The following is a 26,144-nucleotide window of genomic DNA, read 5'->3' on the forward strand; positions in this document are numbered from 1 at the left end:
GGGCACCCGGACCGGGCCCGAGGGGCGACGGCCGTACGGGTGAACACCCGCGCCGCCCGGCCCTTGTGGCGCCGGCCCTCCACCGGTCGGCCCCGGAGGATACGGCCATGACCGCGCCCACCCGCGCCCGCCTGGCCCTCCTCGCCGTGGCCCTCACCTGCCTGACCGCACCGACCGCCCTCGCGGCACCGCCCACCACACCGGCACCCGCCACCGTCGGGATCGCGCCCGCCACCGCCCGGCCGGCGTCCTCCACCGTTCTGTCGGCGTCCGTTACCGCCCAGGTCGCGCCCGCCGTCCCCCAGCCCGTGTCCGGCACCTCCGGTCCCCCGGCCCCCACACCCGGTGAACGACGCGTCGACGCGCGGCTCGACCGGCTGCGGGACCGGCCTCAGCGCCTCGCCGCGCTTCTGCGCCGTATGCCCAAGGGGGCCGAGCTGCACAGTCACCTCTGGGGCGCGGCCTCCACCGAGCTGCTCATGACGCTCGCCGCCGAGGACGGGCTCTGCGTCGCCGACACCACCAGCACCGCGCTGCCCCCGCCGTGCGGGCCCGGCACCCGCCCCGCCACCGATCTGCGGACCGACCCGCGTCTGCGCCGGCGCGTCCTGCGGGCCTGGTCGATGGAGGGCTTCACGCCGGGCGAGAGCGGCGAGTCCGGTCACGACCACTTCTTCGCGACCTTCGACAAGTTCGCCGAGCCGGCCGCCCGGCACCCCGGACGGCTGCTGGCCGACGTCCTCGACACCGCCGCCGCCCACCACCAGCTCCACCAGGAGCTGATGCACACGGTCGCCGGCGAGCGGACGGCGCGCCTCGCGGAGCGCACCGGGTGGGACCCCGACCTGGCGCGGCTGCACGCGAAGCTGACCGCGGGCGGCGCCATGGCAGCGCTGGTCCGTACCGCTCGCACCGAGACGGACCGGGCGGTCACCGAGTTCCGTACCGCCGCCGCCTGCGGCACCGCGCGTGCCCGGCCGGGCTGCGCCGTGCCCTTCCGTCTCGTCTTCCAGGTGTTCCGCGGCGCCCCGCCCGAGCACGTCTTCACGCAGCTGACCCTCGGCATGGAACTGGCCCGGCACGACCCCCGGTTCGTGGCCGTCAACCTCGTCCAGCCCGAGGACGGCCCCGTCGCCCTGCGCGACTACCGGCTCCACATGCGCATGCTGGACCACCTGCGCGGGCGTTACCCCGAGGCGCGCATCACCCTGCACGCCGGAGAACTGACGCCTGAGCTGGTGCCGCCGCAGCACCTGCGGTTCCACATCGCCGAGGCGGTCCGCACCGGGCACGCCGAGCGCATCGGGCACGGCGTCGACATCCGCCACGAGGACGGCCACCGGCAGCTGCTGCGGACCATGGCCGCGCGCGGCATCGCCGTCGAGACCGCGCTCACCAGCAACGAGCAGATCCTCGGCGTCTCGGGCGACGCCCACCCCTTCCCCCTCTACCGCGCCCACGGGGTGCCCGTCGTCCTGGCCACCGACGACCAGGGCGTCTCCCGCACCGACATCACCCGCGAGTACACGCGGGCGGCCCGCACCTACGGGCTGTCCTACCGCGACCTGAAGGACCTGGCCCGCGCCTCCCTGGAGCACGCCTTCCTCCCCGGCCGGAGCCTGTGGCGGGACCCGCGCCGCTTCTGCCCCGTCCCGCAGTGCGCCGCCGCGCTCGGGGCCGCACGCCCGCCGGGCCGCGCCTGCGCCCGGCACCTGGCGGCCCACCCGAAGGCCGCGCTCCAGTGGCGCCAGGAGCTGGCCTTCTCCCGGTTCGAGGACACCGTGCCGTAGCGGACGTCACCGCCTCGTGAGGTGCGCCGCGCCGGCCGGTGCCTACGGTGGAGGAAGGGGCCGCCCACCGTCGAGGAGGGGTCATGCCGAACCCCGGGACCGCACCGCAGGAAGAGCGCGAAGAGTTCGCCGGCCGAGTCGTCGACGTCCTGAACGGGGCGGCCCTGGCGCTGCTCACCAGCGTCGGGCACCGCACAGGCCTGTTCGACACCATGAGCGGCCTGCCGCCCGCCACCAGTGCCGAGATCGCCAAGGCCGCAGGCCTCGACGAGCGCTACGTCCGCGAGTGGCTCGGCGGCATGGTCGTGGGCGGCTTCGTCACGTACGACCCGGCCGGCGCCGCCTACCATCTGCCGCCCGCCCACGCGGCCTCCCTCACCCGGGCCGCCGGACCGGACAACCTGGCCACCCTCATGCAGTACGTCTCCCTGATGGGCGGGGTGGAGGACCAGGTCGTCGAGGCGTTCCGCACGGGCGGGGGAGTGCCGTACTCGGCGTACCCGCGTTTCCAGGAGCTGCAGGCCCAGGAGTCCGCCCGGGTCTACGACGCCGCGCTGGTCGACACACTCGTCCCGCTTGTCCCGGGCCTCACGGAACGGCTTCGCGAGGGCGTCGACGTGCTCGGCCTCGGCACCGGCCAGGGCCACGCGCCCGTGGTCCTCGCCCAGGCGTTCCCCCGTAGCCGCTTCCATGGTCTGGACCAGTCCGAGCAGGGCGTGGCGGCCGGGCGAGCGGAGGCGGACCGGCTCGGCCTCGGCAACGTCCGCTTCACCGTCGCCGACTCCACGGAGATCCCCGGCACGTACGACGTGATCACCGCCTTCGACGTCATCCACGACCTGGCCCGCCCGGCCCAGACCCTGGCGGCCGTCGCGGCGGCGCTGCGGCCGGGCGGCACGTTCCTCATGGGCGACATCGCCGCTTCCAGCAACCTGGAGGAGAACGTCGACCACCCGCTCGGCCCGGCGCTCTTCGGGTTCTCCGTCTTCTACTGCATGACCACGTCCCTCAGCACCGGCGGAGCGGGACTCGGCACGGTGTGGGGCGAGCAGACGGCACGCCGCATGCTGGCCGAGGCGGGGTTCGGCGAGGTGGCGACCCGGTCCATCGAAGGCGACCCGGTCAACCTCTACTACATCGCCCGCAAGGAGTGACCGCGCCGGGCCGTCAGGACGCCACACGCACCATTTCCCGGCGCTCGGAGCCCTCCGACTCGCCGATGCCCTCCACGTACATCTTGTCGTCACCGGCCGGAGTGATCAGCAGCGTCCCCCGCACCGGGCAGCCGCTCCTGCCGGACTCGAACGGGGACAGCACCAGCCGGTCGGCCTGCGCGCCCACGAGCACCGACGTCCACGTGCAGTTCTTGTACTTCCCCGAGCCGGTCGCCGTCACGACCTTGTCGCCGACCGCCCCCTGATCGATGGTCAGCCGCAGCCGGTCGTCGGCCCGGTCGGCACGGAGGTTCCAGGTGCCGAGGAACTTCGGGTGCACGACGGCCTCACCCGTCTCGGCGTCGGACAGGATCGTGCTGAGGGTGCCCACGCGCCACTCCACCGAGCCGTCGGGCTGCACCAGGAGGGTCTGGCGCGGGGGAGCGACACAGCCCAGGCTGTCGCTTTCCGCGGCGGGGAGGGACCGCGTGAGACGACCCTCACCGAGGACGATGCTGGTGGCGTTCGCAGAGGCCAGCGGGCTGCGCCCCTCGCACGAGCTGTCCCCCCCGGACGAGACGACCGTCGCGACCAGCGCGCCGCGGACACCCTGGGTCACACGGAACCGGCCGTGGATCCGTTCGCCGCTGCCGTCGTCCAGCACGCCCTCCCACGCCCCGACCAGCGACCGCGGAACGTCTCCCTTCGGCTCGGCCGGAGTCTCCTCGTCGTCCCCGTAGACGATGCCGATCACGATCAGCAGGATGAGGACCGCCAGGATCGTTCCGCCCACCGAGGCGAGCACGATCAGCGCCACACGCCCGCCGCTCGGGCCGCTCCGCACCGGCGGCGGGGGCGTGGGGCCGTGCACGAGCGGGGGAGCGGTCATCAGCGGGCCCGGCGCGTACGGGTTGTGCGGGACCGGCGGAGGGGTCGACGCCAGCGCCGTGGGCCCGTACGGGGACGGCCCCGGCATGGCGAGCGGCGGCGGGGCGGGGTGCTGGGCGACCCGCGCCGCGGGCGCCTCCGCGTCCAGCAGGCGGGCCGCACGCTGGCCGAGCTGCGCCAGGAGCGCGCCGGGCAGCCACGCCCCGGCGGGTTCGGCGTCCCGCGTCGCCTCGACCAGCTCGGCGACCGAGGGCCGGCCCGCCGGGTCCTTGATGAGGCACGCCCGGACCAGCCCCGCCAGCTTGGGCGGCACGCCCGTCAGATCGGGCTCCTCCTGGGCGATCCGGTACAGCACGCTGTGCAGACCGCTGTCGGCGCCGCCGAACGGCGTCCGGCCCGTCGCCGCGTACGCGAGGACCGCGCCCAGGCAGAACACGTCCGAGGCGGGCGTGATGCTCTGCCCCCGCACCTGCTCCGGCGACATGAAGCCGGGCGAGCCGACCACCGCGCCCGTCCGGGTCCGAACGTCACCCGTGGCGCCCTGCGCGTCGAGGGCGCGGGCGATACCGAAGTCGATGACGCGCGGCCCGTCGACGGTGACCAGGATGTTCGAAGGCTTCAGGTCCCGGTGGACCAGGCCCACCGAGTGGATCGCGGCGAGCGCCTGGGACAGCCCGCTGGCCAGCGCCCGCACGGACGCCTCGGGCAGCGGCCCGTGGTCCTTCTCGACGACCTCGGTCAGCGAGGGGCCAGGGATGTAACCGGTCGCCACCCACGGCATGACGGCCCGTGTGTCCGCGTCGAGGACCGGCGCCGTCCACCGGCCGCCGACGCGCTGCGCGGCGGACACCTCCTGTGCGAACCGCTGCCGGAACTCCGCGTCCTGGGCCAGCTCCCGCAGGATCAGCTTCACGGCGACCGTACGGCCGCCCTCGCTGCGCGCGAGGTACACACGGCCCATACCGCCCTCGCCCAGACGGCCGAGGATCCGGTAGGGGCCTATCCAGGCAGGGTCTTCAGCGGTGATCGATCGCACGCACGGATCTTCGCACAACCCCGCGCCCCCTCATGCCCCGGTCCGGCCCGCCCGGGCGGGTCCGCGAAGTCCCGTCGCCCGGCGGCCGACACGCCTTAGCAGGCGCCCCGCTCCCGTCGCAATCCCCGTGCACGCGCCCGGCGCCGCCGGGACAGTGGGGCCCGCAGCCATACCCCGGCCCCCTGGACCGCCCCTACGGTTCCGGACACCCCACCCCGTACGTCCCGTACGCCTCCCGGGAGCCGCCATGCCGCCGTCCGCAAACCCGCCCCGATCACTGCCGGGCCCCCGTCCCCGCCCCGGTGCGGCCCACCACCTCCTGGGCCGTCTCGCGGTCCTCGCCGCCCTGCTGCTCGGCGTGGCTGTCGTCGCCCCGCCGTCCGGCGCTGCCGCGGCCACCGACCTCGTCAGGGTCACCGACTTCGGGCCCAACCCGGGGCAGCTGGCCATGTACGTCCACCGCCCCGCCGCCCTTCCCGTCGCCCCGCCCGTCGTGCTCGCCCTGCACGGCTGCACCCAGAACGCCCAGGTCTACGCCGACCACTCGGGCCTCGCCGAACTCGCCGACCGCCACGGCTTCCTGCTCGTCCTGGCCGAGCAGTCCTCCGCCAACAACCCCAACAAGTGCTTCAACTGGTTCCTCCCCGCCGACAGCAGCCGCGGCCAGGGGGAGGCCGCGTCGCTCCGGCAGATGGCCGCGCACGCCGTCTCCGCCTACGGTGGCGACCCCGGCCGCGTCCACGTCACCGGGCTGTCCGCCGGCGGCGCCATGACCGCCGTGCTCCTCGCCGCGTACCCGGACGCCTTCGCCGCGGGCGCCGTCGTCGCCGGGCTGCCCTACGACTGCGCCAGGGACACCGCGACCGCCTTCACCTGCATGAACCCGGGCATCGACCGCACGCCCGCCGACTGGGCGCGACGCGTGCGCGACGCGTACCCCTCCTGGACCGGGCCCCGGCCCCGGGTGTCCGTGTGGCACGGCGACCGGGACACCACCGTCGTGCCCCGCAACGCCGACGAGCTGAGGGACCAGTGGACCGCCGTCCACGGCCTGCCGCAGACACCGGCCCGGACGTCGCTCATCGGCCCGAACTCCACCCGCCACGAGGAGTACCCGGCCGCCGACGGGACCGTCGCCGTCGAGGTGAACCGCGTCCCCGCCATCGGCCACGGCACCCCCGTCGACCCCGGCACCGGCCCCGGGCAGTGCGGCAGCACGGGCGCCCCGTACTTCCTCGCATCGATCTGCTCCAGCCACTGGATCGTCCGCTTCTTCGGCCTCGCCGGCCCCGGCCAGGACCCCGGCCCGTCGCCCGCGCCCGCCACCTGCTGGACGAGCAGCAACTACCGGCACGTCCAGGAAGGCCGGGCCACCACGAGCGGCGGCCTCACGTACGCCAGGGGCTCGCGGCAGGAGATGGGCCTCTACAACACGTTCGTCACCCACACCCTCAAGGAGTCGCCGCCCGGCTGGTTCACGCTCGCCGACACCCACTGCCCCTGACACGAGTGATCCGAGTGATCCGCGCGACCCCGGAGGAGAACATCCGCATGCCGTTGCCCAGCCGACGACTTGGCCGCCCCCGCACCCCACGGCCCCGCCGCACCTCCCTCGCCCTGCTCGCCCTGCCCCTCACGGCGCTGCTCCTCGCCCCCACACCCGCCCCCGCGGCCCCGCCGCCCGCCGGCCCCTGTCCCGTGGCCGCCGCCCTGCGCGTCCCCGGCGCCGCCCACCAGCGGGTCGCCTGCCTCGGCGAACTCACCACCGCGGGAACCGTCGCCTCCGGCCACACCGACCCCGCCGACTGGGCCGGCCTCACGCCCCGGGACCTCCCCACGCCCAGTGGCGTGCCCGGCGTCCAGATCGACGGCTGGTTCCCCGACACCTCCACCACCAACACCAACCACGGCCTGCACCAGGACGCGCAGTTCGTCATCCGCCTGCCCGACCGCTGGAACGGCGGCCTCGTCGTCTCCGGCACGCCCGGCAACCGCGAGCAGTACGCCAACGACCGGGCCATCGCGGACTGGGTCCTCGCCCGGGGCTACGCCTTCGCCGCCACCGACAAGGGCAACACAGGACCCGGCTTCCACCACGACGGGGAGCGGCCCGGCGACGCCATCGCCGAGTGGCACACCCGCCTCACCCAGCTCACCCGCGCCACCCGCGCGGTCGTCGCCCAGCGCTACCACCGGCCTCCGGCCCGCACCCTGGTGACCGGCATGTCCAACGGCGGCTACCTGGTCCGCTGGCAGCTGGAGAACCACCCCGAGCTGTACGACGGGGGCGTCGACTGGGAGGGCGCCCTCTGGCGCGCCGACGGCCCGAACCTCCTCACGTTCCTCCCGCCCGCCCTGCGCCACTACCCGGCCCACGCGGCGGGCGGGCCGGGCGCCGGGGACGCCACCCGGGCGCTGCACGCGGCCGGGTACCCGGAGGGCTCGGAGTTCCTGTGGCCCTACCACCACCAGGTGTACTGGGGGCTCACCCAGCGGCTGTACCGGCAGGAGCTGGATCCCGGCTACGACGGCGCGTCCGAGGCGGACTACGACTACGCCGCCCGGCCCGCCGAGGTGCGCGAGGCGGTCGGCCGGATCGCCCTGACCGGCCGCATCGGCAAGCCGCTCGTCACCGTGCACGGCACGCTGGACGTCCTGCTGCCGATCGGGCAGGACTCCGACGTCTACGCGGCCATGGTGCGGGGCGCGGGGCGCGGCTCCCTGCACCGCTACTACCGCGTCGAGGGCGCCACCCATACGGATGGGCTCGTCGACGCCTTCCCCGGGCGGCTGCGGCCCCTCGTGCCCTGCCACCGCTCCGCGTTCACCGCGCTGGAGACCTGGCTCGACCGGGGGCAGAGGCCGCCCGCCGGCGGCACGGTGCCGATGCCGCCGGGGGCGAGCCCCGAGGGGCTGCTGCGGGACTGCCCGCTCGGCACCGCCCGCTGAGACCGGAGGAACGCGGCGGGCCCGGGCCGCTCACCACCCGGGCCCCGCCGTCGTACCGCTAGTTCGTGCCCAGGTAGTAACTGACCTGCGGCGGCTGGTTGTAGCCGGTGTTCTGCCAGGCCACGCCCAGCCGATACACCGGGTCGTGCATCAGCGTCGGCAGCCGGAAATCGGTCGGGTGCGGGGTCGTGTACAGGCGCAGCGCCGTCGAGTCGGCGTTGCGCCAGATCATCTCCTCGCGCCAGTCGCCGAGGAGGTCGGCGGAGAGCGCCGGGTTGCCCTTGGTCCAGTTGCCGGACCGGGCCGCCGTGTCGTACCAGATACGGGTCAGGTCGGTGGAGTCGTGGTACTTCAGCACCTGCCCGTACCCGGTGCCGGACGTCCCGGACCAGCGGTGGTCCAGCAGCTCGCGGTGGGCGTCGCCGTCCCACCAGATCGCCGAGTTGTAGGAGGCGGCGCCGCTGAACGTCGGCACCGCGTCGCTGATCTTCGTGCCGTCGGCCGCGTACAGGCCGCCCCCGCTGGACCAGCACTCGGCCCCCGCGTGGCCGCGCGTCAGGTCGGCGCACAGGCCGCGCCCCACGTCCGTGCCGGTGCGCTGACCCCAGAGGATCGCGCCGGTGCGGGCGTCGTGCATCTCGTAGCCGTACGCGGAGCCGGTGTGTTCGTGGACGTTGAACGACTCCAGGCCGGGCCGGGACGGCAGCAGGTCGCCGACGTGCAGGGCGTCCCCGTGGCCCAGCTTCGTCGTCCACAGGCCGCCGCCGTTGTCGTCGACGGCCATCGCCCCGTACAGGATCTCGTCCCGCCCGTCGCCGTCGACGTCCGCGACGGCGAGGTTGTGGTTGCCCTGCTGGTCGTAGCCCTTGCCGTAGTTGGTCGACGAGTTGGTGTCGAACTTCCAGCGGCGGGTGAGGGTGGTGCCGTTCCAGTCGTACGCGGCGATGGCGATCCGCTCGTAGATGCCCCGGCTGAAGATCATGCTGGGGGTCGAGCCGTTGAGGTACGCGGTGGCGGACAGCAGCCGTCCCTCGCGGTTGCCCCAGGTGTCGCCCCAGTCGGCGACGGACCCGCGCGCCGGCTCGAAGGGCACGGACGCCATGACCCGGCCCGTCTGCCCGTTGAACACGGACAGGTACTCGGGCCCGCTGATCACGGCGCAATTGGCCGCGAGGTGCGAGGCGTTCGGGTCGCCGATGACGGTGCCGGCGGAGTCGCGCGAGCCGTCGGAGGTGCGCACGGCCATCTCGGCCCGGCCGTCGCCGTTGTAGTCGTACACCTGGAACGAGTCGTAGTGCGAGCCGCTGCGCACGTTCGTGCCGAGGTCGATCCGCCACAGGCGGGTGCCGTTCAGTTCGTACGCGTCGAAGACGGTCGGGCCGGTGCAGGTCCCGGAGTTGGCGACGTCCGTGGCGTTGGACGGCACCCACTTCAGGACCAGCTCGTACGCGCCGTCGCCGTCGAGGTCGCCGACGCTCGCGTCGTTCGCGGAGTACGTGTAGGCGACGCCGTCCCGGGTGGTGCCGCCCGGCGGCTTCTGGAGCGGGATGTCGAGCCGGCCGGAGGCCCACACGGAGGCGCGCGCCCCGGGCTGCTCGACGCCCCCGACGACGGCGCGCACCTCGTACGAGGAGGAGGTGGAGCCGCCCGTGTCCAGGTGGTTGGTCTTCTGGGTGGTGGCGATGAGCGTGCCGCCCCGGTACAGCCGGAACGACACGTCGGACGGGTCGTCGCCCAGCATGCGCCAGGTGACGAGGACGCCGCCGCTCGCCGGGACGGCGACCACGCCGCGGTCCAGCCGCTCGGCGACCCGCGCGGCGGCGAGCGCCCGGGCGGTGCCGGAGGCGTCCGCGGCGACGGTCACCGCGGGCACGGCGGCGCCGGCGGACTGCTGCACCGCGAGGACACCGCCGGTTCCGGCGAGGACGGCGGCGAGCAGCGCCCCGGCAAGTCGGCCGGGACGGCGGGTCGTTCGGGGGGATCGGAACATCACGCGACCTCGTTGTCGGGGGTGGGGACACCCGTCGGTCGCCACCCGGCCGAGGAAGGTTGCCGGTTCGTTTCCCTTTCAATTTCCTGGTGTCACAGGGAGCTCATGGGTCACACAGCCGTCAGGGCTCCGCAGGGGTGAGCGGCGCGTCCTTCGGCGGGACGGGTGGGCTGCCGTTCGGCGACGCCCCGCCGGGCGAGGACTGGCCGGTGTCGGCGTCCCTGGGTTCACCGGGCGGGCTGTCGCCGGACTCCGGGGAGGACGGCGGCGGGCAGGGCGTGGCGCCGGCGGGCGTGGGCTCGCCGGGAGGGATGGTCGTGCAGGCCTCCGCCGGGGATTCCGTGGCCGTCTCGTCCTCGGCGGGCGAGGCGGTGTCGGCCGGGCCCGTCGTCTCCTTGTCGCGCCGCCCCTTGTCGTCGCCCGCCTCGCGGGAGATCGGGTCACCGCCCTTGACGTTGTGCAGGACGAAGACCTCCACCGGCTCCGGCGCCGGCCGGACGACGATCGCCCGCGAGGGCTGGAGACCCCGCCACGGCTTCCCCGCCACCTTGTACGTCCGGTCCACCTCGGGCTCCCTCAGCGGGTTCCCGCACGCACAGCGCACCCGCGGCACGCCCCTGTCGTCGATGAGGACCGCCGTGCCCGCCTGGAGCACCGCCTGGTAGCGGGTGAACCGGCCGCCGCCCGCGTAGCCGTGGTTCGTGACCCGGGTGTCCTGGAGCAGCTGAACGGACGTCAGGCCCTCCAGGTAGCGCGGGATGTCCTGCCGGGCGATGCCCAGCGCCCCGGCGAACGCCCTGGCCTGCGGCTCGTGGGAGGAGAGGAAGTCGATCTGCGCGGGGACGTCGCAGGCCGCCTTGTTCCTGGTGCCCCCGTACAGCCCGCGCGCCGCCCCCGTGTACGTCGTGCGGCGCGGGCGCTCGACCGTGCCCATGGGCTCCGGGTCCCCCGTGTCCGGCATGAACCGGGCCGGGCCGGGGTGGGACACCGGCTCGGCCAGCATCTCACCGCGGCCCGCCGGGGTCAGGGACACGTCGCTGACGGGGGCGCTCGGCCCGGTGGCCGTATCCCCCGGACCGGCGTCGCCGTCCCCCGTACGGGTGAGGGCGACCGCCAGGACCACCGCGACGACCAGAGCCCCCGCCACCGCGGCGATCAGCGGCACCGACCGCCACCACGGGCGCTCCCCGCCACCTCCCCCCGGCGGGACCGGAGGCTCCCCGGTCGGCGGCTCCCCGGTCGGCGGCTGCCCGGGACCGGCGGGGCCCGGACCGCGGGAAGGGCCCGACAGAGGCCCCGACGGCGGACCCGTGGGGCGGTCGGACGAAGGGTCGGACGTCACGTTCTTCCCTCACTTCCCTTTCTCCTGATTCGCGCCCATTGTGTGCCCCGTCCGGGTGCGGCCCGCAAGCCGGGAGACCCGCTCCGTGCCTACCGTGGCAGACGTGAGCAGCCAGAGAGCCGCCGTACGGACCACCGCCCCGGGCGACCCGCGCCGCGCCGTCCGCGTCTGCCTCGACGCCCTCGCCGCCGTGGTCGCCGGACTGGTCGCCATGGCCGTCACGGCCGCGCTGGGTCTGTGGGCGGCGGGCGCCGCCGACCTGCCGGACGGCGCCTTCCTCCCCGTACTGGCCTCCGTCGTGATCATGGCGGCGGGCGGCGAGGTGGAACTGTCCGGTGCCGCCGGCGCCATCGCCGGGACGGACGCCGAAGTCACCGCGATGCCGCTGTCCGTGACCCTCGCCGGAGCCCTCGTGACGGGCGTCCTCTTCCTGCGCCCGCTGCGCCACCACGCCATCGCCTCGGCCGGTGAACTCCTCGGCCGGATCGCCGCCACGGCCGCCCTCTGGCTCGCCGGACTCGGCGTCCTGACGGCCCTGGCACGGCACACGTTCACCGATGTCGTGCCCGCCGGCACGGCCGCCGACCTGATCGGCGACCTCCTCGACATCTCGACCAGCGTCGGCTTCCGCGCCGACCCGGGCTCCACCCTCGGCTACGGCCTGCTGTGGATCCTCGGCGTCCTGGCCATGGCCCTGCTGGTGTCCCGCAGGGCGCCGCTGCCCACCCGGCTGGTCCGCTACCAGGAGCCCGTCCGCCCGGCCGCGTTCGCGATGCTGCTCCTGCTCCTCGCGTACGTCGTCGTCGGCGCCGTCGCCGGGCTGGTCGTGGCGGCGACCCGCGGCCACCCCGCCGACACCTTCGCCGTCCTCCTCCTCGGCCTGCCCAACGTCGTCTGGCTCGCCCTGGGCACCGGCATCGGCGGCTCCTGGGAGGGCCGCGTCGACGGGCCCTTCGGACTGCCCATGCCCCAATTGCTCGATCTGGTGCTGCGCGGCAAGCAGGACTCCACGCTGGACGTCGGCGCCCTCGCCGCGCACGACGAACGGGCCTGGTGGCTCATCCCGGTGGCCGCCGTGCTGCTGCTGGCCGCCGGGTTCGTCATGGCGGCACGCTCGCCCGCGGGCACCCGGCTGTGGCAGCAGGCCCTGCACCTGGGCGTCGCCTTCGCCCTCACGATGCTCGTCGTGGGCCCGGTCACCCGGGTGTACGCGCGCTACGGCCTGTCGCTCTTCGGCATCGCCGACCTGGAGGAGTTCGGCGGCCTCGTCGAGCTGCGCCCCCACCTGTGGGCCATGGTCGGCCTCGCCCTCCTGTGGGGCCTCGTCGCGGGCTTCACCGGCGGCCTGCTCGCCTCCCGGGTACACCGCCGAGGCGAGGTGACGGACCGCTAGACGGTGTCCGGCGGATCTTCCCCTTCGGAATCGAGGGGCTGCGCCCCCGAACCCCCCGCTCCTCGAACGCCGGAGGGGCCGACCTCGGACCGCCGTTCGGCTCCAGGGGATGCGGGATGTCTCCGGCCGGAGAAGCCCCCGGTGCGCGGCGGAGGTTGGGGGAGCGCACGCGCACCGGGGACGGGAGAGGCCTGCCGGACGGTCAGTCGACGATGTTGACCGGGCGGTAGGCGTGGTAGCCGTCACGGCCGCTGACGCCGTACGAGTGCTGCTTCCAGCGCGTGCCGACGCCGCCGGCCTGCTCGTACGACTTGTAGACGGTGCGCGCCTCGTCGGCCCAGCCGTCGAAGATGACGACGTGACGGTTGTTCGGGTTGTTGCTGTTCGCCTTGATGACGAGGTCGCCCGGGGCCAGCTCGTTCATGGCGATCCGCCGCGTGTGGCCGTTGTTCTTCAGCGCGACCGTGTTGGGGCCGGGCGCCGCCAGGCCGAGGGCCATGGACGCGTAGCCCGAGCAGTCCTGCCGGTAGCCGTCCTTCCACCGCTTGTTCTGGCTGTACGGAACCGGGCGCCCGTTGTTGGCCGTCAGCCACGTCTTCGCCCGCTCCAGCACCTGGGCGCGGGTGATGCCGGGCGCCGCCGGCCGGGCCGTCAGGGTGCCGTGGCCGGCGGCCTGGACGACCACCGACCTGGCGGGCGCGGGCTGCGCGGCGGGTGCCGGGGCGGTCGTCAGGGCGGCGGAGCCCAGGCAGACCAGGACGGTCAGCGCGGCGGCGCCCCAGCGGCGGGCCCCCGTGGAGGCGGGCGCGGAGGCGGTCGGGAACGTGGGCGTGCTTTCGGACATGGGTGTCTCCAGGAATGGTGGCTGAGTGGGAAGCACGGTCCGCGCCGCAGGGGCGTGCAGTGGTGCGCCCCGGCGGTGGCCCGACCGTGTGGCCCGGACCGCGGAACCGGCTGGCTCAGAGTTTTGTGGCGGTGCGTCACCCATCGCAAGAGTGTCCCGTTTGCTTCACCGATGTCGGGATCCCTAAGGTTCTGACCTGCTGGGACGCCCCTGTCCCGGGACAGGGGACGGTGCGGTGGGGCAGCGCGGTCCGCGCGGTCCGCGGTGCGACCACGGTGCGCGTCCGCGGTGCGCGGTCCGCGCGAGAAGGGGGAGCGGCCATGGCGGAGAGTGAACGGCCCGGGGAGGCTCCCGCACAGCGCCTCGGCAGCGCCCTGCGCGCACTCCAGCAGCGGTCCGGCCGCACGCTGCGCTCGCTGGAGCGGGAGGTGCTGATCAGCGACTCGTCGCTGTCGCGCTACTTCCGGGGGAGCACCGTCCCGCCGTGGGCCACGGTCCGGGACCTGTGCCGGGCGCTGGACGCCGACCCCGCCGAGTACCGCGCCCTGTGGGAGGCGGCCGACCGGAGTCAGCCCAAGCAGGCGGCGGAGCCGTCCGGTACCGCCGCGCCCCCGGACACGGGCGTGGCCCGCCGCCGGGGCGACGCGGCTCGCACCTGGCTGCGCAGCCGCCGGGTGTGCGCCCTGGGCGGAGCGCTGTCCGGCGTGCTGCTGGGGGCCGTGGTCACCGCGGTCGCTCTGGCGCCCGGCACCGCCCGGACCCCGCGGTCGGGGCCGGGGAGCGCGCCGGCGGCCGGCGCGGAAGGGACTCCGGGCGGCGTGTGGCCGCAGGAGACCGTCGTGAGGATCTTCGTGAACCGGGCCACGGGACTCTGCCTGGACGACAGCCTCGACAAGAAGCTGCGCACGTACGCCTGCAACGGCATGAGCTACCAGCGGTGGAGCGCGCACAGGTTGCCGGACGGGTCCCGATGGCTGAGGAACCACGCCACCGGCGCCTGCCTGGAGGACGGCGACGCGGGGTTGCGCACACGGCCCTGCACCTCCGGCGCGAACGGGTCCCAGACCTGGACCGTCACGCTGTGGGGCGACGAGTCGGCCCAGGTCAGGAGCCGGGAGACCGGGCGGTGCCTGGCCGACGACGGCCCTGGGCTGCGTACGCTCCCGTGCGACCGTACGCAGCGCCAGAAATGGGGCTGACCGTCAGTTCCGCACGACCGGGCGGCCGTCGGCGAAGTCGAGGCGGACGGCGTACAGGACCCGGCGTGAACGGTCCTCGCTCCAGCCGTGGAAGAGGATCAGGTCGCGCCCGTCGGGTCCCTTCACCACGTCCTGCCCGCCGGGCCCGCGCACCGCGCCGCCGAACGACTCGGTGCTCATCAGCGGTGCGGCGGCCTTCGTGTAAGGGCCGGTGAGCCGGGCCGCCACCGCGTACCCGGTCTTGTACCGGTCGTCGCCGTAGTGGTCGGCCGAGTAGAACAGCACGTACCGCCCGCCCCGCTCGACCAGCGTCGGCGCCTCCACCACCTGGCCCTCCCACGGCTGGTCCTGCTTGACGAGCCGGACCGCCGGGCCCGTCGTGCGCGTGCCGTCCGGCGACACGGGCTGGAGGTGCAGCCAGGTGTCGCGGCCGCAGCAGTTGCCGTCGCTCTTCCACAGCACGTACCGGCGGGCGCCCTCCCGGTACCCGGACGCGTCGATGGCGCCGCCCTCGGCGGCCGGGCAGACCAGCGGGCCGTCGCCGACCGGCCGGAACGGCCCGTCCGGCGAGTCCGCGACGGCCACGCCGATGCACTGCCGGTCACTGGCCCGGTCCCGGGCGGTGTAATGCATCGTGAAACCGCGGCCGTTGGAGAAGACCTCCGGCGCCCACACCAGGGAGCGGCGGGGCACCGCCCAGGCACCGAGCGCGGGCAGGGCGTCGCCGGCGGCGACCGTCCAGTGCACCAGGTCGGCCGAGGTCGCGTGCTGGACGTTCCGGCCGTCGCCGTTGGTCGCGTACGCGTGGTAGGTACGGCCCACCTTCACGACGTCCGGGTCCGCGAACTCCCGGTCGAGCACCGGGAGCGGCGCGTCCGCCCCGGCGACCGCGCCGGCGGGAGCCGTCACCGGCCCGGCGACCGCGGCGAGGACGGCGGCGACCACCGCGAGAAGCCGTCCACGACGGCGCGGGGGCAGGGGGCTGCGGGGGAGGGACATGCAGTGATCTCCTCGGGCGAGCGGGCCGGACACGTCATCGAGGACGCCGCCCGGGGGGCACCGGCGTCCCGCCGCACCGGACCGGCGACGTCCCTTAGAACGAACGACGGACCGGCCGGCTGGTGGCGTTCGTCCCGTCGGCCGCGCGTGGCCGGTCGGCATGCGGCTGGAGGGACGATGGAGCCCTGGTCTTTGGGACAACGCCGTCCCCGTGTCGCCCGCCTTTCGCTCGGCTTTCCGTGGAGTGGATCGCGCTGGGCCGCCCGGTCGTGGGGATGCGTGGGCTGCCGGTGAACGTGCCGAACTTCCCGGGGCCCGGGTCCGGAGTGTCGTGTGTACGGTGATCAGCGCATGAGGAGCCCCACACGCCACCTCGGGGCCGGGCAACCGGTCCGGACGGGCCCGGGGCGCAATCCGTGGGGGCGTCCTCACCGGTAAGCGTGATGGAGGACGACGCCGCGGATCCCTGTTTGTCAGGTCCGCGCCATATGTCGGATGAGATGGGCGTACCGCCCCGTCGCGTTCGCCGTGCGACCCGCGCACGCCCGGCGTCACGCGAGGCAAGCCGAGCGCCTCGCTGTGCCCCCGTATGCCATGCGAGGGTGAACCGCCACAGCCGTGCCGCGCCGACGGGCGCCGCTCGGGGCCGGTATCCCGGTGCTCGGCCACGGGTCAGGGGCGTGGGCGTGATGATGTATGGATCAAGTGGCCACTGGCGGTAGGGGAGGACCGACGTGCGACTGACCGTTTCGTTCGGCGGAGTCGAGAAGCTTGCCGAGACCTGGGAGGAGCGCGCTCGTCTCATCGCGGAGGTCCTGGAGAACCTGGAGCCGGAGCGCCCGGTTGCTCGAGGGATCGCGCCCGGGAACGACGCCTGGTTCGCCCTCTCCGACCCTCCGGGGCCGGACCGCCGGGGCCGGTGCAGCCACCTCCGCGTCGCGGCCAACCGGTCCACGGGCTACGGGGCGCTCATCTGGTTCGTCACCATGGACGATCCACGGCGGGGCGGCGTGTACGAGCATGTCTGGGTGTCGGACAACGCGACGCCGCCCGACTTCGACCCCAGGGTGGTCTCGGACCCCGGCTACCCGCTGTTCCACGACCCGGCCAGCGCCCTGCCCATCCCGCGGGTGCGGGCCGCGCTGGAGGAGTACTGCCGCTCGGCCACGGGAGAGCGGCCAGGGTGCGTCGACTGGGTCGAGGGGCACATGAACGGGCAGCGGCTCGACCGCCCGTCGATCACCGAGGACGTGGAGGACCACGACCCGTTCGCGTGAGACGCCGTGGCTGTCCACGCGCCCCCCGGAAGGTCTGGAGAATTCTTCTAGAAAACTACTCCACAACTGGGCTCTGAGCCACGAGACTTGCCAGCTCCCCGGCATGGAGGAGCTATGGTGAACAGAGAGTTGACCAACCGCCGGTTACTGCTGGCGGGCGGCGTCGGCGCGGTGGTCCTGGCACTGGTGGCCGGGCTGCTGGCCTGGCTGGCGTCGTCACCGCCGACGACGCCGGATCGCGGCGGGGGCGCGCAGAACCGGGAGCCGTTCGAACAGGCCCTTGTCGCGCTGGCGGAAGAGCCGGGTCTGCGGTACGCCGACAGGTCGCGAACCGGGTCCTCACGGCACGACATCACGGTCACGCCCTCCGGGATGCAGTTCGGCGAGACCGGCTCCGCCGCCGGCGCCCGGAAGGAAATACTGACGGCCGGCGGCAGGACGTACAGCCGCTGGAAGCACGATCCCGCGCCCCCGCCGGCCGGGGACGGGAAGAAGCGGGCCGCGAAGGCGCCCGGCCGGTGGACGGTCGGCTTCGGCGGGGGCTCCGCCTTCCCGGCCGACGCCGCCGACCGGTACCCGGCCCCGCGCAAACTGGCCACCCTGCTCGGGAAGGCACTGAAGGACGTACGCCGCTTACCGGAGCCGCACGACCCTCCCCTGGCGGTGAACGGCGTCCCGGCCCTGGCGGCGGACACCTCGGCGGGCCGCATCCTCGTGGCGCGGCAGCCACCGTACCGGGTGCTGCGCCTGGAGCCGTACGAGCCGAACGGGCCGTCCGGGCTGCTGGACCGGCTGAAGGGCGCCGTCGGCGGGCCGCCGAAGGTGCGGCGGGCGACGACGGGGCCGCTGCTGGGCGGCGACTCCGACGGGGTCGACCTCTCCCCGGTGCCCGGGGCGGCCGTTCCCGGCATGTACGACCGGCTGGCGCGGGACGTCGGACAGCTCGCCGACGCCATCGACCCCGGGGTCGGCTTCTCCCTCGACAGCGCGGGGAAGCTGAACTGCGGCCACGGGGGCTGCTCGGTACAGCAGCGGTTCACCGGGAAGCTGAGCACCGCGGCGCGGACCCGCGTCACCGGGGGAACGCTCACCGCCGCCCTGACCGCGACCATCTCCATCGACGGCCGGTACGCCGGGAGGTGCGGAAGCCGGGGCACGTTCCCCGTCCAGGGCACGGCCGTGTCCGGCAGCCTGTCCTGCTCGTCCCCGGAGGCGGGGGCGGTGTTCTCCTCCGTGGACGCCCAGCACAAGGCAAGGGCGCGGGCGCAGTCCAGGGCGCAGGGCGGCGGGATCGTCCGGTACACGATCTCGTCCCGGGCTTCCACCCTGATCGAGGCGCGCGTCCTCGCGGTGGCCGAGGTGCAGCGCCTGGTCAGGCAGGTGCACCGGGAGGGGCGCGACGCCCGGTGTCCGGCGGCCGCCGGAGCGCCGGGGGCGAAGCCGGCGGTGGCCAAGCCCGTGGCGTACGCGGCCTCACAGGCCGGAGCGGGAGACTGCAGGGCCCCGGCGTCGTACGAACGGGTGGCGGCGAGCCTGCCGAGGCGCGTCGACCGCGGACCGACCGCCGGCCAGGTGGTCGACAAGGCCGGCAACCGGATCGGCGGCGTGATGACCAGTGGCCGGACCGCGTCCACCCGCGCGATCGACACCTTCCTCAAGTCGTCCCCGCACGCGGCACGCCCCCGGGCGGGAGCGGAACACACGGCGGCCACGCACGTCGAGACCAAGATCGCGTGGCGTATGCGCGAGCACGGCATCACCCACGCCGACGTGGTCATCAACAACAGCGGCGGAGTGTGCAGGGGCCCCTTCTCGTGCGATCAGGCCGTGAGGGCCATCCTCCCCAGGGGCTCGACGATGACGGTCTGGTACCCGACTCCGTCGGGCCTGGTCCCCTTCACCATCACGGGCGTCGGCTAGGGACGAACCGCCCGCTGCGCGTGGCGGTCCCGGCCGCCACGCCCGCGCAGATCGAGCAGCATCACGTCATGGAGGTCCGCGCCCTCGGCCCCGGGGCGCGCCTCGCCGATCTTGCGGTATCCCCACGCCCGGTAGGCGGCCGACGCCGCCTTGCTCGCCGGGTGGACGTTCAACAGCACCCGCTCGGCTCCGACGGTGTCGAGCAGCGTCTTGTGCAGACGCCGCGCGACCCCCTGTCCGCGCCACGGTCCGCGCACGGCGAGTTCCATGAGCCCGAAGGTGCGGTGCCCGTCCTCGCGCCGCATGTCGTCGGGCACGGGCTCGGTCAGTTCGTCCCACCACACCGTGTCGGGCCCGAGCGGGTGGCCGTACGCCATGCCGATCGGCTTCCCGTCCTCGGTACGGGCCAGGACCGCGCGAAAGGCGCGGTTGCGCGCCTGGACGGGGAAGCGGCGGAAGGCGGCGGCGACGTCGTCCTCGGTCTCGCAGTGAGGAGGCTCGGCGAACGCCTCGGCGTAGATCAGCTGGAACGCGCCCGCGGCCTGCACCGCGGCCGGTCCGTCCATCCGCTCTATCGCGATGGGCCGTTGCTGCGTCATGTGGTCCCCCTCGAACGGTCACGTGAATGGGCTCACCGCGTACTCGCGGCCGCGGAAACTCCCGGATCCTACCCACGGAGGGCGGTGGGACGGTGCTGGGCAAGTGCGGGGGCTGATGGTGGGTGTGCTGAGGGACCGCCTCGGCCGGCGGCGGTGGCCGGGCGGTACGGGCCGGGGAGAATCGCGCCATGCGGATTCTGATCATCACGGCCGGTTCACGGGGAGATGTCGCACCCTTCACGGGGCTGGGGCGGCGGCTGATGGATGCGGGCCATCAGGTCGCCGTGGCCGCTCACCCGTCCTTCGCCGCACTCGTCGGCGGGTGCGGTCTCGACCACCGGCCCGTGCCGGGAGACCCCCGGGAGCTGATCCGGGCCTGGTCCCGGGCCGCGTCGCGGGAGGAGGCCCGGGCACTGACCAGGGCGTACGCGGATGGGCTCGCCGATGGCGTGGCGGAGGCCGTGGCGGGCGGATCCGACCTGCTCCTCACCGCCTCCGGCCCGGCACCGCTCAGCCTGACGGCCGGCGAGGCGTTCGGCATCCCCGTCGTCGGCACCTACCTCGTACCCGCCATCGCCACCAGAGAGTTCCCGCTGCCCAACGCACGGAGCACCGACGGCCTCGGGCCGGAGGGCAACCTCGCCGCGGGCCGGGACGTGCTGAGGCGCGCGGAAGGAGTCTTCGCGGGCGCCGTGACCCGGCTGCGCGCCCACCTCGGGCTGCCCGCCGGCGCGTCCTCGGCACCGGTGGACGTCCGGCCGGTCTTCCACGGTTTCAGCCCGCTGGTGGTGCCGCGCCCCGAGGACTGGCCGTCCTGGGCGGAAGTGGCGGGCTACTGGTGGCCCGCGCGGCCGTGCGGCTGGCACCCCCCGGCCGAACTGGTCGACTTCCTCCAGGCCGGTCCGCCTCCGGTGTTCATCGGGTTCGGCAGTATGGCGGCGGGGCAGGGGGAACGGCTCAGCGAGCTGGTGGCCGCGGCCGTGGAGCGGGCAGGTGTGCGCGCGGTGGTGCAGGCGGGGTGGGCCGGTCTGAGCGGCCGCGGCGACGACGTCCTGGCCATCGGCGACGTCCCACACGACTGGCTGTTTCCTCGCACCGCCGCCGTCGTCCACCACGCAGGGGCCGGTACGACCGCGGCCGGACTGCGGGCCGGAGTGCCGGCCCTGCCCGTACCGGTCATGGCCGACCAGCCGTTCTGGGCGTCTCGGCTGTATCGGCTGGGAGTTGCTCCCCGGCCGCTGCCGTTCCAGGAACAGCACTGATCACCGCACTTGTCGTCGTCCTGGCTGAGCGGGCGTTCGCTGTCGCCCTCCCCCGAGTGGTCCGGACCGCAGGCGCTTGGTGGCGCCGGCGGCGGCACGGGTAGTCCCGGGGTCGGCAAACCCGCCCTTGCCCACTGCGTCGCGACAACGGGGCCCCGGCATCGCCGGGGCGGTGCCCCTCCGGGAGCCGCCCCACGGCCGCGAGGCCGCGGCAGCCCCGTGGCTGTCGCGGCCTCGTGCCGGTGCCGGTGCCGGCGGCCCTGCGGCCGGTCGGCCGACCGGGCGGTCAGTGGTACAGCGCCGGTCGGGCGATGAGGTCGACCGTGATGCGGGTGCCCTCCCTCTGGGCGCGGACGCCCGCCTCGCAGACCGCCGCCGCCGCGTAGCCGTCCCAGACGCTCGGGCCCGTGACCTCGCCGCGCCGGGTGGCGTCCACCCAGGCCTGGACCTCCCGGTCGTAGGCGTCGGCGAACCGCTCCACGAAGTCCTGGGCGATCGTCCCGCCCCAGCGGCCCGCCGCGTTGGTGACCATGGTGTGGCCGTCGCCGATCCGGGCCGTGCCGCGCTCGCACACCACCTCGGCCTGCACCTGGTAGCCGAACCCGCAGTTGACGTTGATCTCGGTGTCGACGATCACGCCGCCGTCGGTCTCGAACAGCACCAGCTGCGGGTCCTCCAGCCCCTCCGGCGCGTTCCCCGACGGCACCGGGCGCAGCACGGTCACCGCGGTGATCTCCTGGCCCAGCAGCCAGCGCGTCACGTCCATCTCATGCACCACCGAGTCGTTGATCAGCATGGCGCTCGTGAACCACGGCGGCGACGACGCGTTGCGGTGCCGGTTGTGGAGCATCAGCGGCCGGCCCAGCTCCCGGCTGTCCAGCAGCGCCTTGAGCCGCAGGTACTCGGCGTCGTACCGCCGCATGAAGCCCACCTGGACCCGCCGCCGGCCCAGCCGCTGCTCGGCCTCCAGGACGCGCAGCGCGGACGCGGCGTCCGGGGTGAGCGGCTTCTCGCACAGCACCGGCAGGTCGTGCGCGAACGCGGCGAGCAGCGTCGCCTCGTGGGCCGGGCCGGGCGAGGCGATGAGCACGGCGTCGACGTCGTCCGAGGCCAGCGCGGCGGCCGGGTCGGTGTGGGCGGTGCAGCCGTCGACGCCCTGCGCGACGGCCTTCGCCCGCTCGGCGTCCACGTCCACGACGGCGGCGACCCGCGCCCCGCTGATGACCTCGTTGATCCGGCGGACGTGGTCGGCGCCCATCCGGCCCGTACCGATGACGGCGACCCCGAGCGTTCCCTGGTGGGTCATGGTGGCTGGTCGTCCCTTCGAAGGGTCAGGCGCCGCAGGAGCGCAAGAACTTACGGGTGCGTACGGCGATCGGCAGCGGCTTGTCCGGCGGGCACGGGTACATGTCCTGCTCGACGATGGCGAACAGCTCCACGCCCAGGCGCTGGGCGGCCGCCAGCACGGGCTCCAGCGCGGGCACGCCGGACGGCGGCTCGCACATCACCCCGCGCTGCACGGCGGGGCCGAAGGGCACCTCGTTCTTGACGACGTCGGCGAGGATGCCGGGGTCGACCTGCTTGAGGTGCAGATAGCCGATGCGCTCGCCGTACGCCTCGATGAGCTTGACGTTGTCGCCGCCGCAGTAGGCGTAGTGCCCGGTGTCGAGGCAGAGGTTCACCAGGTCGGAGTCGGTGGAGTCGAGGAACCGCTCGACGTGCTCCTCGGTGTCGATGTGGGTGTCGGCGTGCGGGTGGACGACGATGTCGAGCCCGTACGTCTCCCGCACCTCGTGCGCCAGGCGCTCCATGCCCTTGGTGAGGTGGGCCCACTGCTCCCCGGTCAGCTCCGGCGGCTCGATGATCTCGGCGGTCTTGTCGTCGCGCCAGAACGACGGGATGACCACGAGGTGCCGCGCGCCCATGGCCCGGGTGAGTGCGGCGACCTGGCTCACGTGCTCCCAGGTGGAGTCCCACACGGCCGGGCCGCGGTGCAGGGACGTGAAGACGGTGCCGGCCGACACCTTGAGGTTCCGCCGGGCGACCTCGTCGGTGAGCCGGGCCGGGTCGGTCGGGAGATAGCCGTACGGGCCGAGCTCGATCCACTCGTAGCCGGCCTCGGCGACCTCGTCGAGGAACCTCTCCCACGGCACCTGCTGGGGGTCGTCGGGGAACCACACGCCCCACGAGTCCGGGGCGGAGCCGACCCGGATGTTGCTGAGGGCCTTGGTCATCGTGAGATCCCTTCGGGAGCCGTGACGGGGGAGGGGGCAGGGGAGGGGGAGTCAGGTGAGTCCGGTGATTCAGGTGAGTCCGGCGAGGCGGGCCGGAGGGCCGTCTCCTCGGGGAGCTCCGCCACGTCGACGCCACGGACCTGCGCCAGCTCGTGCTTGAGCGCGGCGAGCTCGGCGCCGCCGGCCATGTGGTTGGTCAGCTCCTCCAGGCTCACCTCGGAGCGGTCGGCGCTCAGTTCCAGTGTGCCGAGCCGCAGCACGCTGAAGTGGTCGCCGACCATATAGGCGTGGTGCGGGTTGTGGGTGATGAAGACGACGCCGAGGCCGCGGTCGCGGGCGGCCGCGATGTACTTCAGGACCACGCCGGACTGCTTGACGCCGAGCGCCGCGGTCGGCTCGTCCAGGATCAGCACACGGGCCCCGAAGTACACGGCCCGGGCGATGGCCACCGACTGGCGCTGGCCGCCGGAGAGCGTGCCGATGGGCTGGTCCAGGTCGTCCAGGACGATGCCCATGGCCCGCAGCTCCCGGTCGGCGGTCTCCTTCATCCGGGCGATGTCGAGGCGGCGTACGGGCCACGGGCCTTGGTCATCTCGGAGCCGAGGAAGAAGTTCCGCCACACCGGCATCAGCGGCACGGTGGCCAGGTCCTGGTAGACGGTGGCGATACCGCGGTCCAGTGCCTCGCGCGGGGAGGTGAGGTGCACCGGCCGGCCGTCGATGAGGTAGTCGCCCTCGGTGTGCTGGTGCAGCCCCGAGATGATCTTGATGAGGGTGGACTTGCCGGCGCCGTTGTCGCCGAGCACGCAGGTCACCTGCCCGGCGCGGACCGCGAGGTCGACGCCGTGGAGGGCGCGGACGTTGCCGTACGCCTTGCCGGCGCCGCGCAGTTCGACGATCGGGCGCCCGGGGTCCCCGGGTGCGGTGCCGGCCGCCGTGGTGCCGGGCGGGGTTCCGTGGGATGCCATGGGATCACCTCCGGGTCGCCTGGCGGCGGACCCACAGATTGACGAGGGCGGCCAGCAGCAGCATCACGCCGAGGAAGGCCTTGAACCAGTCGGGGTTCCAGTTGGCGTAGACGATGCCCTGGGACACCATGCCGAAGATGAAGGCGCCGATGACCGGGCCGACCGCGGAGCCGTAGCCGCCGGTGAGCAGACAGCCGCCGATCACCGCCGCGATGATGTACAGGAACTCGTTGCCGACGCCCTCGCCGGACTGCACCGTGTTGAACGAGAACAGCAGGTGCATCCCGACGAACCAGGCCCCGGCGCCCACGCCCATGAAGAGCGCGACCTTCGTGAACGTCACGGGCACGCCGACGGCGCGGGCGCTGTCCTCGCTGCCGCCGACCGCGAAGATCCAGTTGCCGAACCGGGTACGCAGCAGCAGCCAGGTGGCGGCGGCCGCGAACAGCAGCCACCACAGGACCGTGACCTTGACGTCGACGCCGCCGATGCCGATCTCGGAGGCGAAGAGCGCCTTCGCCTGGTCGAAGCCGTCCATGTCGCTGATCGAGTCGCTGGCGACGTTGCCGGTGAAGATCTTGGTGACGGCCAGGTTGGCGCCCTGGAGGACCAGGAAGGAGCCCAGCGTGATGAGGAAGCTCGGCAGGCCCGTCCTGATCAGCAGATAGCCGTTGAACGCGCCGACGGCGAGCGAGAACACCAGGGCGACGACGACGCCCGTCCAGACGTTCAGCGACAGCTGGAACGACAGGATGGCGGTCATCAGCGCCGACGAGGTGACGGCGACACCGGCCGACAGGTCGAACTCGCCGCCGATCATCAGCAGCGCGACCGGGATCGCCATGATGCCCATCACCGACGCCTGGTAGAGCACGGTGGCGAGCGAACTCGCCTCGCGGAAGGCGGGCGCGACGGAGAAGAAGAACGCGTACACGGCGACGGCGGCGATGAGCGCCCCGATCTCCGGGCGGGCCAGCAGCCTGCGGCCCAGGGAGCGTTCGGCGGCGCGGCCGTCCTTCGCGAGGGCCGGCGTACCCGGCGTACCCGGCGTACCCGGCGAGTCCGGCGTGCCCGGCGGCGAGGACGCCGCCGCCGGTGCCGTCCTGGAGGGCATCGTCATCACCGCGTGCCCTTCGCGGCGAACGTCGCGACGGCGTCGACGTTCTCCTTGTCGACGAACGCCGGCCCGGTGAGCACGGGCTCCTGGCCTCCGCCGCTGACGTTGCCGTTGGTCCTGTACAGCCACAGGGAGTCCACCGCGAGGTAGCCCTGGAGGTACGGCTGCTGGTCGACGGCGAACCGGACGTCGCCCGCCTTGACGGCGTTCACCAGGTCCTTGTTGAGGTCGAAGGTGGCGACCTTCGCCTTGCCGCCCGCGTCGGCGACCGACTGCACGGCCGTCAGGGCGAACGGCGCGCCGAGCGTGACGACATGGTCGATGGAGCCGTCCTGCTTGAGCTTGGCGGCGATCGTCGACTTCACGGACGGCATGTCGGTGCCGTTGACGTAGAGGTTCTCCGTGGCGCCCTTGAAGGTCTTCTTCACCCCGGCGCAGCGCGCCTCCAGGCCCACGTTGCCCTGCTCGTGGATGACGCAGACGGCGCGCTTGGCGCCGAGCGCGTTCAGCTTCTCGCCGAAGGCCTCGCCCGCGACGCTCTCGTCCTGCCCGAAGAACTCCAGCAGGCCCTGGTCCTTCCACTCGCTCAGGCCGGAGTTGAAGCCGACGACCGGTATGCCCGCCTGCCGCGCCTTGGCGACGGCGCTTTTCACGGCGTCGGGCTTGGCCAGGGTGATGGCGATGCCGTCGACCTTCTGGTCGATGGCGTTCTGGATCAGGTTCGCCTGGGTGGCGGCGTTGGGGTCGCTGGAGTAGACGAGCTCGATGTTGTCCTTGGCGGCCGCGGTCTGGGCGCCCTTGCGGATGAGGTCCCAGAAGGTGTCGCCGGGACCACCGTGGGTGATCATGGCGACCTTCATCCGGGGCGTGCCGGCCTTGCCGGCGGGGGCGTCGGCGGTTCCTTCCGCGGCCTTCTTGCCGCCGGAGCCGCTGGAACAGCCCGCGACGAGCAGGGCGGCCGCGGCGGCCGCGGCGACGGCGGGGGCGAATCTGCGGGAGCAGGGGAGAAACGTGCGGTCCATCGTTCCGGCACCTCACTGTGCGACGGGGGAGGGGGAGGGATCGGGGGATCGGCGGAGCGGTAGATCTCGGCAGATCGGAGAGGGACCCGGACCGGGCGGTCCGGGTCTCGGCCGATGACGCGGCTGTTTCGTTGGGACGGGATGTAAACCCCGTACGGACCC

At 74.0% G+C, this 26,144-nt stretch carries 19 protein-coding genes and 1 pseudogene; 9 read left to right on the top strand and 11 right to left on the bottom strand.

Features of this window, described 5'->3' with window-relative positions; genetic code table 11:
* Positions 1 to 107: 107 nt before the first annotated feature.
* Together ABEB09_RS31185 and ABEB09_RS31190 are read left to right on the top strand one after the other, a co-directional pair.
* The gene (locus ABEB09_RS31185; protein ID WP_345693259.1) at positions 108 to 1,790 is read left to right on the top strand and encodes an adenosine deaminase family protein; all 1,683 of its coding nucleotides are present in this window, start codon (positions 108 to 110) and stop codon (positions 1,788 to 1,790) included.
* 83 nt (positions 1,791 to 1,873) lie between these two features.
* Positions 1,874 to 2,944 carry a class I SAM-dependent methyltransferase gene (locus tag ABEB09_RS31190; RefSeq protein ID WP_345693260.1) on the top strand — a complete coding sequence of 357 codons (1,071 nt, stop codon included), beginning with the start codon at positions 1,874 to 1,876 and terminating at the stop codon, positions 2,942 to 2,944.
* Positions 2,945 to 2,957: 13 nt separating this feature from the next.
* Here ABEB09_RS31190 and ABEB09_RS31195 read toward each other — a convergent pair whose 3' ends face one another.
* Positions 2,958 to 4,868: a serine/threonine-protein kinase gene (locus ABEB09_RS31195; protein WP_345693261.1), complete on the bottom strand. Its 1,911-nt coding sequence runs from the start codon at positions 4,866 to 4,868 to the stop codon at positions 2,958 to 2,960.
* A gap of 247 nt (positions 4,869 to 5,115) precedes the next feature.
* On the opposite strand from ABEB09_RS31195, the gene ABEB09_RS31200 reads away from it, so the two are divergent.
* Complete coding sequence (locus ABEB09_RS31200) at positions 5,116 to 6,372, top strand: extracellular catalytic domain type 1 short-chain-length polyhydroxyalkanoate depolymerase (RefSeq protein WP_345693262.1); 1,257 nt, start codon at positions 5,116 to 5,118, stop codon at positions 6,370 to 6,372.
* A gap of 47 nt (positions 6,373 to 6,419) precedes the next feature.
* Positions 6,420 to 7,817 (top strand): 3-hydroxybutyrate oligomer hydrolase family protein, encoded by a 1,398-nt coding sequence (locus ABEB09_RS31205; RefSeq protein ID WP_345693263.1) that lies wholly within the window; start codon positions 6,420 to 6,422, stop codon positions 7,815 to 7,817.
* 58 nt (positions 7,818 to 7,875) lie between these two features.
* On the opposite strand, the gene ABEB09_RS31210 is transcribed toward ABEB09_RS31205, so the two are convergent.
* Positions 7,876 to 9,807, bottom strand: a complete 1,932-nt coding sequence (locus ABEB09_RS31210) for a rhamnogalacturonan lyase (protein ID WP_345693264.1) — start codon at positions 9,805 to 9,807, stop codon at positions 7,876 to 7,878.
* Between the two features lie 121 nt (positions 9,808 to 9,928).
* Positions 9,929 to 10,972, bottom strand: coding sequence for a DUF6777 domain-containing protein (locus ABEB09_RS31215; protein WP_345693265.1), 1,044 nt, complete (start codon positions 10,970 to 10,972; stop codon positions 9,929 to 9,931).
* 280 nt (positions 10,973 to 11,252) lie between these two features.
* Here ABEB09_RS31215 and ABEB09_RS31220 point away from each other — a divergent pair, with 280 nt between their 5' ends.
* Positions 11,253 to 12,542, top strand: coding sequence for a streptophobe family protein (locus ABEB09_RS31220; RefSeq protein WP_345693266.1), 1,290 nt, complete (start codon positions 11,253 to 11,255; stop codon positions 12,540 to 12,542).
* A gap of 202 nt (positions 12,543 to 12,744) precedes the next feature.
* Here the strand turns inward: ABEB09_RS31220 and ABEB09_RS31225 are convergent, their stop codons facing one another.
* Positions 12,745 to 13,386 carry an NlpC/P60 family protein gene (locus ABEB09_RS31225; protein ID WP_345693267.1) on the bottom strand — a complete coding sequence of 214 codons (642 nt, stop codon included), beginning with the start codon at positions 13,384 to 13,386 and terminating at the stop codon, positions 12,745 to 12,747.
* A gap of 320 nt (positions 13,387 to 13,706) precedes the next feature.
* On the opposite strand from ABEB09_RS31225, the gene ABEB09_RS31230 reads away from it, so the two are divergent.
* Positions 13,707 to 14,585: a helix-turn-helix domain-containing protein gene (locus ABEB09_RS31230; RefSeq protein WP_345693268.1), complete on the top strand. Its 879-nt coding sequence runs from the start codon at positions 13,707 to 13,709 to the stop codon at positions 14,583 to 14,585.
* A 3-nt stretch (positions 14,586 to 14,588) separates the two neighbouring features.
* Here ABEB09_RS31230 and ABEB09_RS31235 read toward each other — a convergent pair whose 3' ends face one another.
* A complete protein-coding gene (locus tag ABEB09_RS31235; RefSeq protein ID WP_345693269.1) occupies positions 14,589 to 15,584 on the bottom strand; it encodes a glycoside hydrolase family 43 protein in 996 nt (331 codons plus the stop codon).
* A gap of 734 nt (positions 15,585 to 16,318) precedes the next feature.
* Here ABEB09_RS31235 and ABEB09_RS31240 point away from each other — a divergent pair.
* A complete protein-coding gene (locus tag ABEB09_RS31240; protein ID WP_345693270.1) occupies positions 16,319 to 16,861 on the top strand; it encodes an Imm1 family immunity protein in 543 nt (180 codons plus the stop codon).
* A gap of 114 nt (positions 16,862 to 16,975) precedes the next feature.
* Positions 16,976 to 18,781, top strand: a complete 1,806-nt coding sequence (locus tag ABEB09_RS31245; RefSeq protein WP_345693271.1) for a DddA-like double-stranded DNA deaminase toxin — start codon at positions 16,976 to 16,978, stop codon at positions 18,779 to 18,781.
* On the opposite strand, the gene ABEB09_RS31250 is transcribed toward ABEB09_RS31245, so the two are convergent.
* Positions 18,778 to 19,380 carry a GNAT family N-acetyltransferase gene (locus tag ABEB09_RS31250; RefSeq protein WP_345693272.1) on the bottom strand — a complete coding sequence of 201 codons (603 nt, stop codon included), beginning with the start codon at positions 19,378 to 19,380 and terminating at the stop codon, positions 18,778 to 18,780. The genes ABEB09_RS31245 and ABEB09_RS31250 overlap by 4 nt on opposite strands.
* Before the next feature lie 188 nt (positions 19,381 to 19,568).
* Here ABEB09_RS31250 and ABEB09_RS31255 point away from each other — a divergent pair, with 188 nt between their 5' ends.
* Entirely contained in the window at positions 19,569 to 20,642 is a 1,074-nt protein-coding gene (locus tag ABEB09_RS31255) for a glycosyltransferase (RefSeq protein WP_345693273.1), read from the top strand.
* Positions 20,643 to 20,928: 286 nt separating this feature from the next.
* Here the strand turns inward: ABEB09_RS31255 and ABEB09_RS31260 are convergent, their stop codons facing one another.
* From ABEB09_RS31260 to ABEB09_RS31280, 5 genes and pseudogenes are all read right to left on the bottom strand, one after another.
* Positions 20,929 to 21,948 (bottom strand): Gfo/Idh/MocA family protein, encoded by a 1,020-nt coding sequence (locus ABEB09_RS31260; protein ID WP_345693274.1) that lies wholly within the window; start codon positions 21,946 to 21,948, stop codon positions 20,929 to 20,931.
* Positions 21,949 to 21,973: 25 nt separating this feature from the next.
* Positions 21,974 to 22,876, bottom strand: a complete 903-nt coding sequence (locus ABEB09_RS31265; protein ID WP_345693275.1) for a sugar phosphate isomerase/epimerase family protein — start codon at positions 22,874 to 22,876, stop codon at positions 21,974 to 21,976.
* Positions 22,873 to 23,843, bottom strand: a pseudogene (locus ABEB09_RS31270) (ATP-binding cassette domain-containing protein). Before ABEB09_RS31270 ends, ABEB09_RS31265 begins: the two are co-directional and overlap by 4 nt.
* A 4-nt stretch (positions 23,844 to 23,847) precedes the next feature.
* A complete protein-coding gene (locus ABEB09_RS31275) occupies positions 23,848 to 24,957 on the bottom strand; it encodes an ABC transporter permease (RefSeq protein ID WP_380841204.1) in 1,110 nt (369 codons plus the stop codon).
* A 5-nt stretch (positions 24,958 to 24,962) separates the two neighbouring features.
* Entirely contained in the window at positions 24,963 to 25,982 is a 1,020-nt protein-coding gene (locus ABEB09_RS31280) for a sugar ABC transporter substrate-binding protein (protein WP_345693277.1), read from the bottom strand.
* Positions 25,983 to 26,144: the final 162 nt, after the last annotated feature.

Source organism: Streptomyces coeruleoprunus, assembly GCF_039542925.1.
Classification (GTDB): Bacteria; Actinomycetota; Actinomycetes; order Streptomycetales; family Streptomycetaceae; genus Streptomyces; species Streptomyces coeruleoprunus.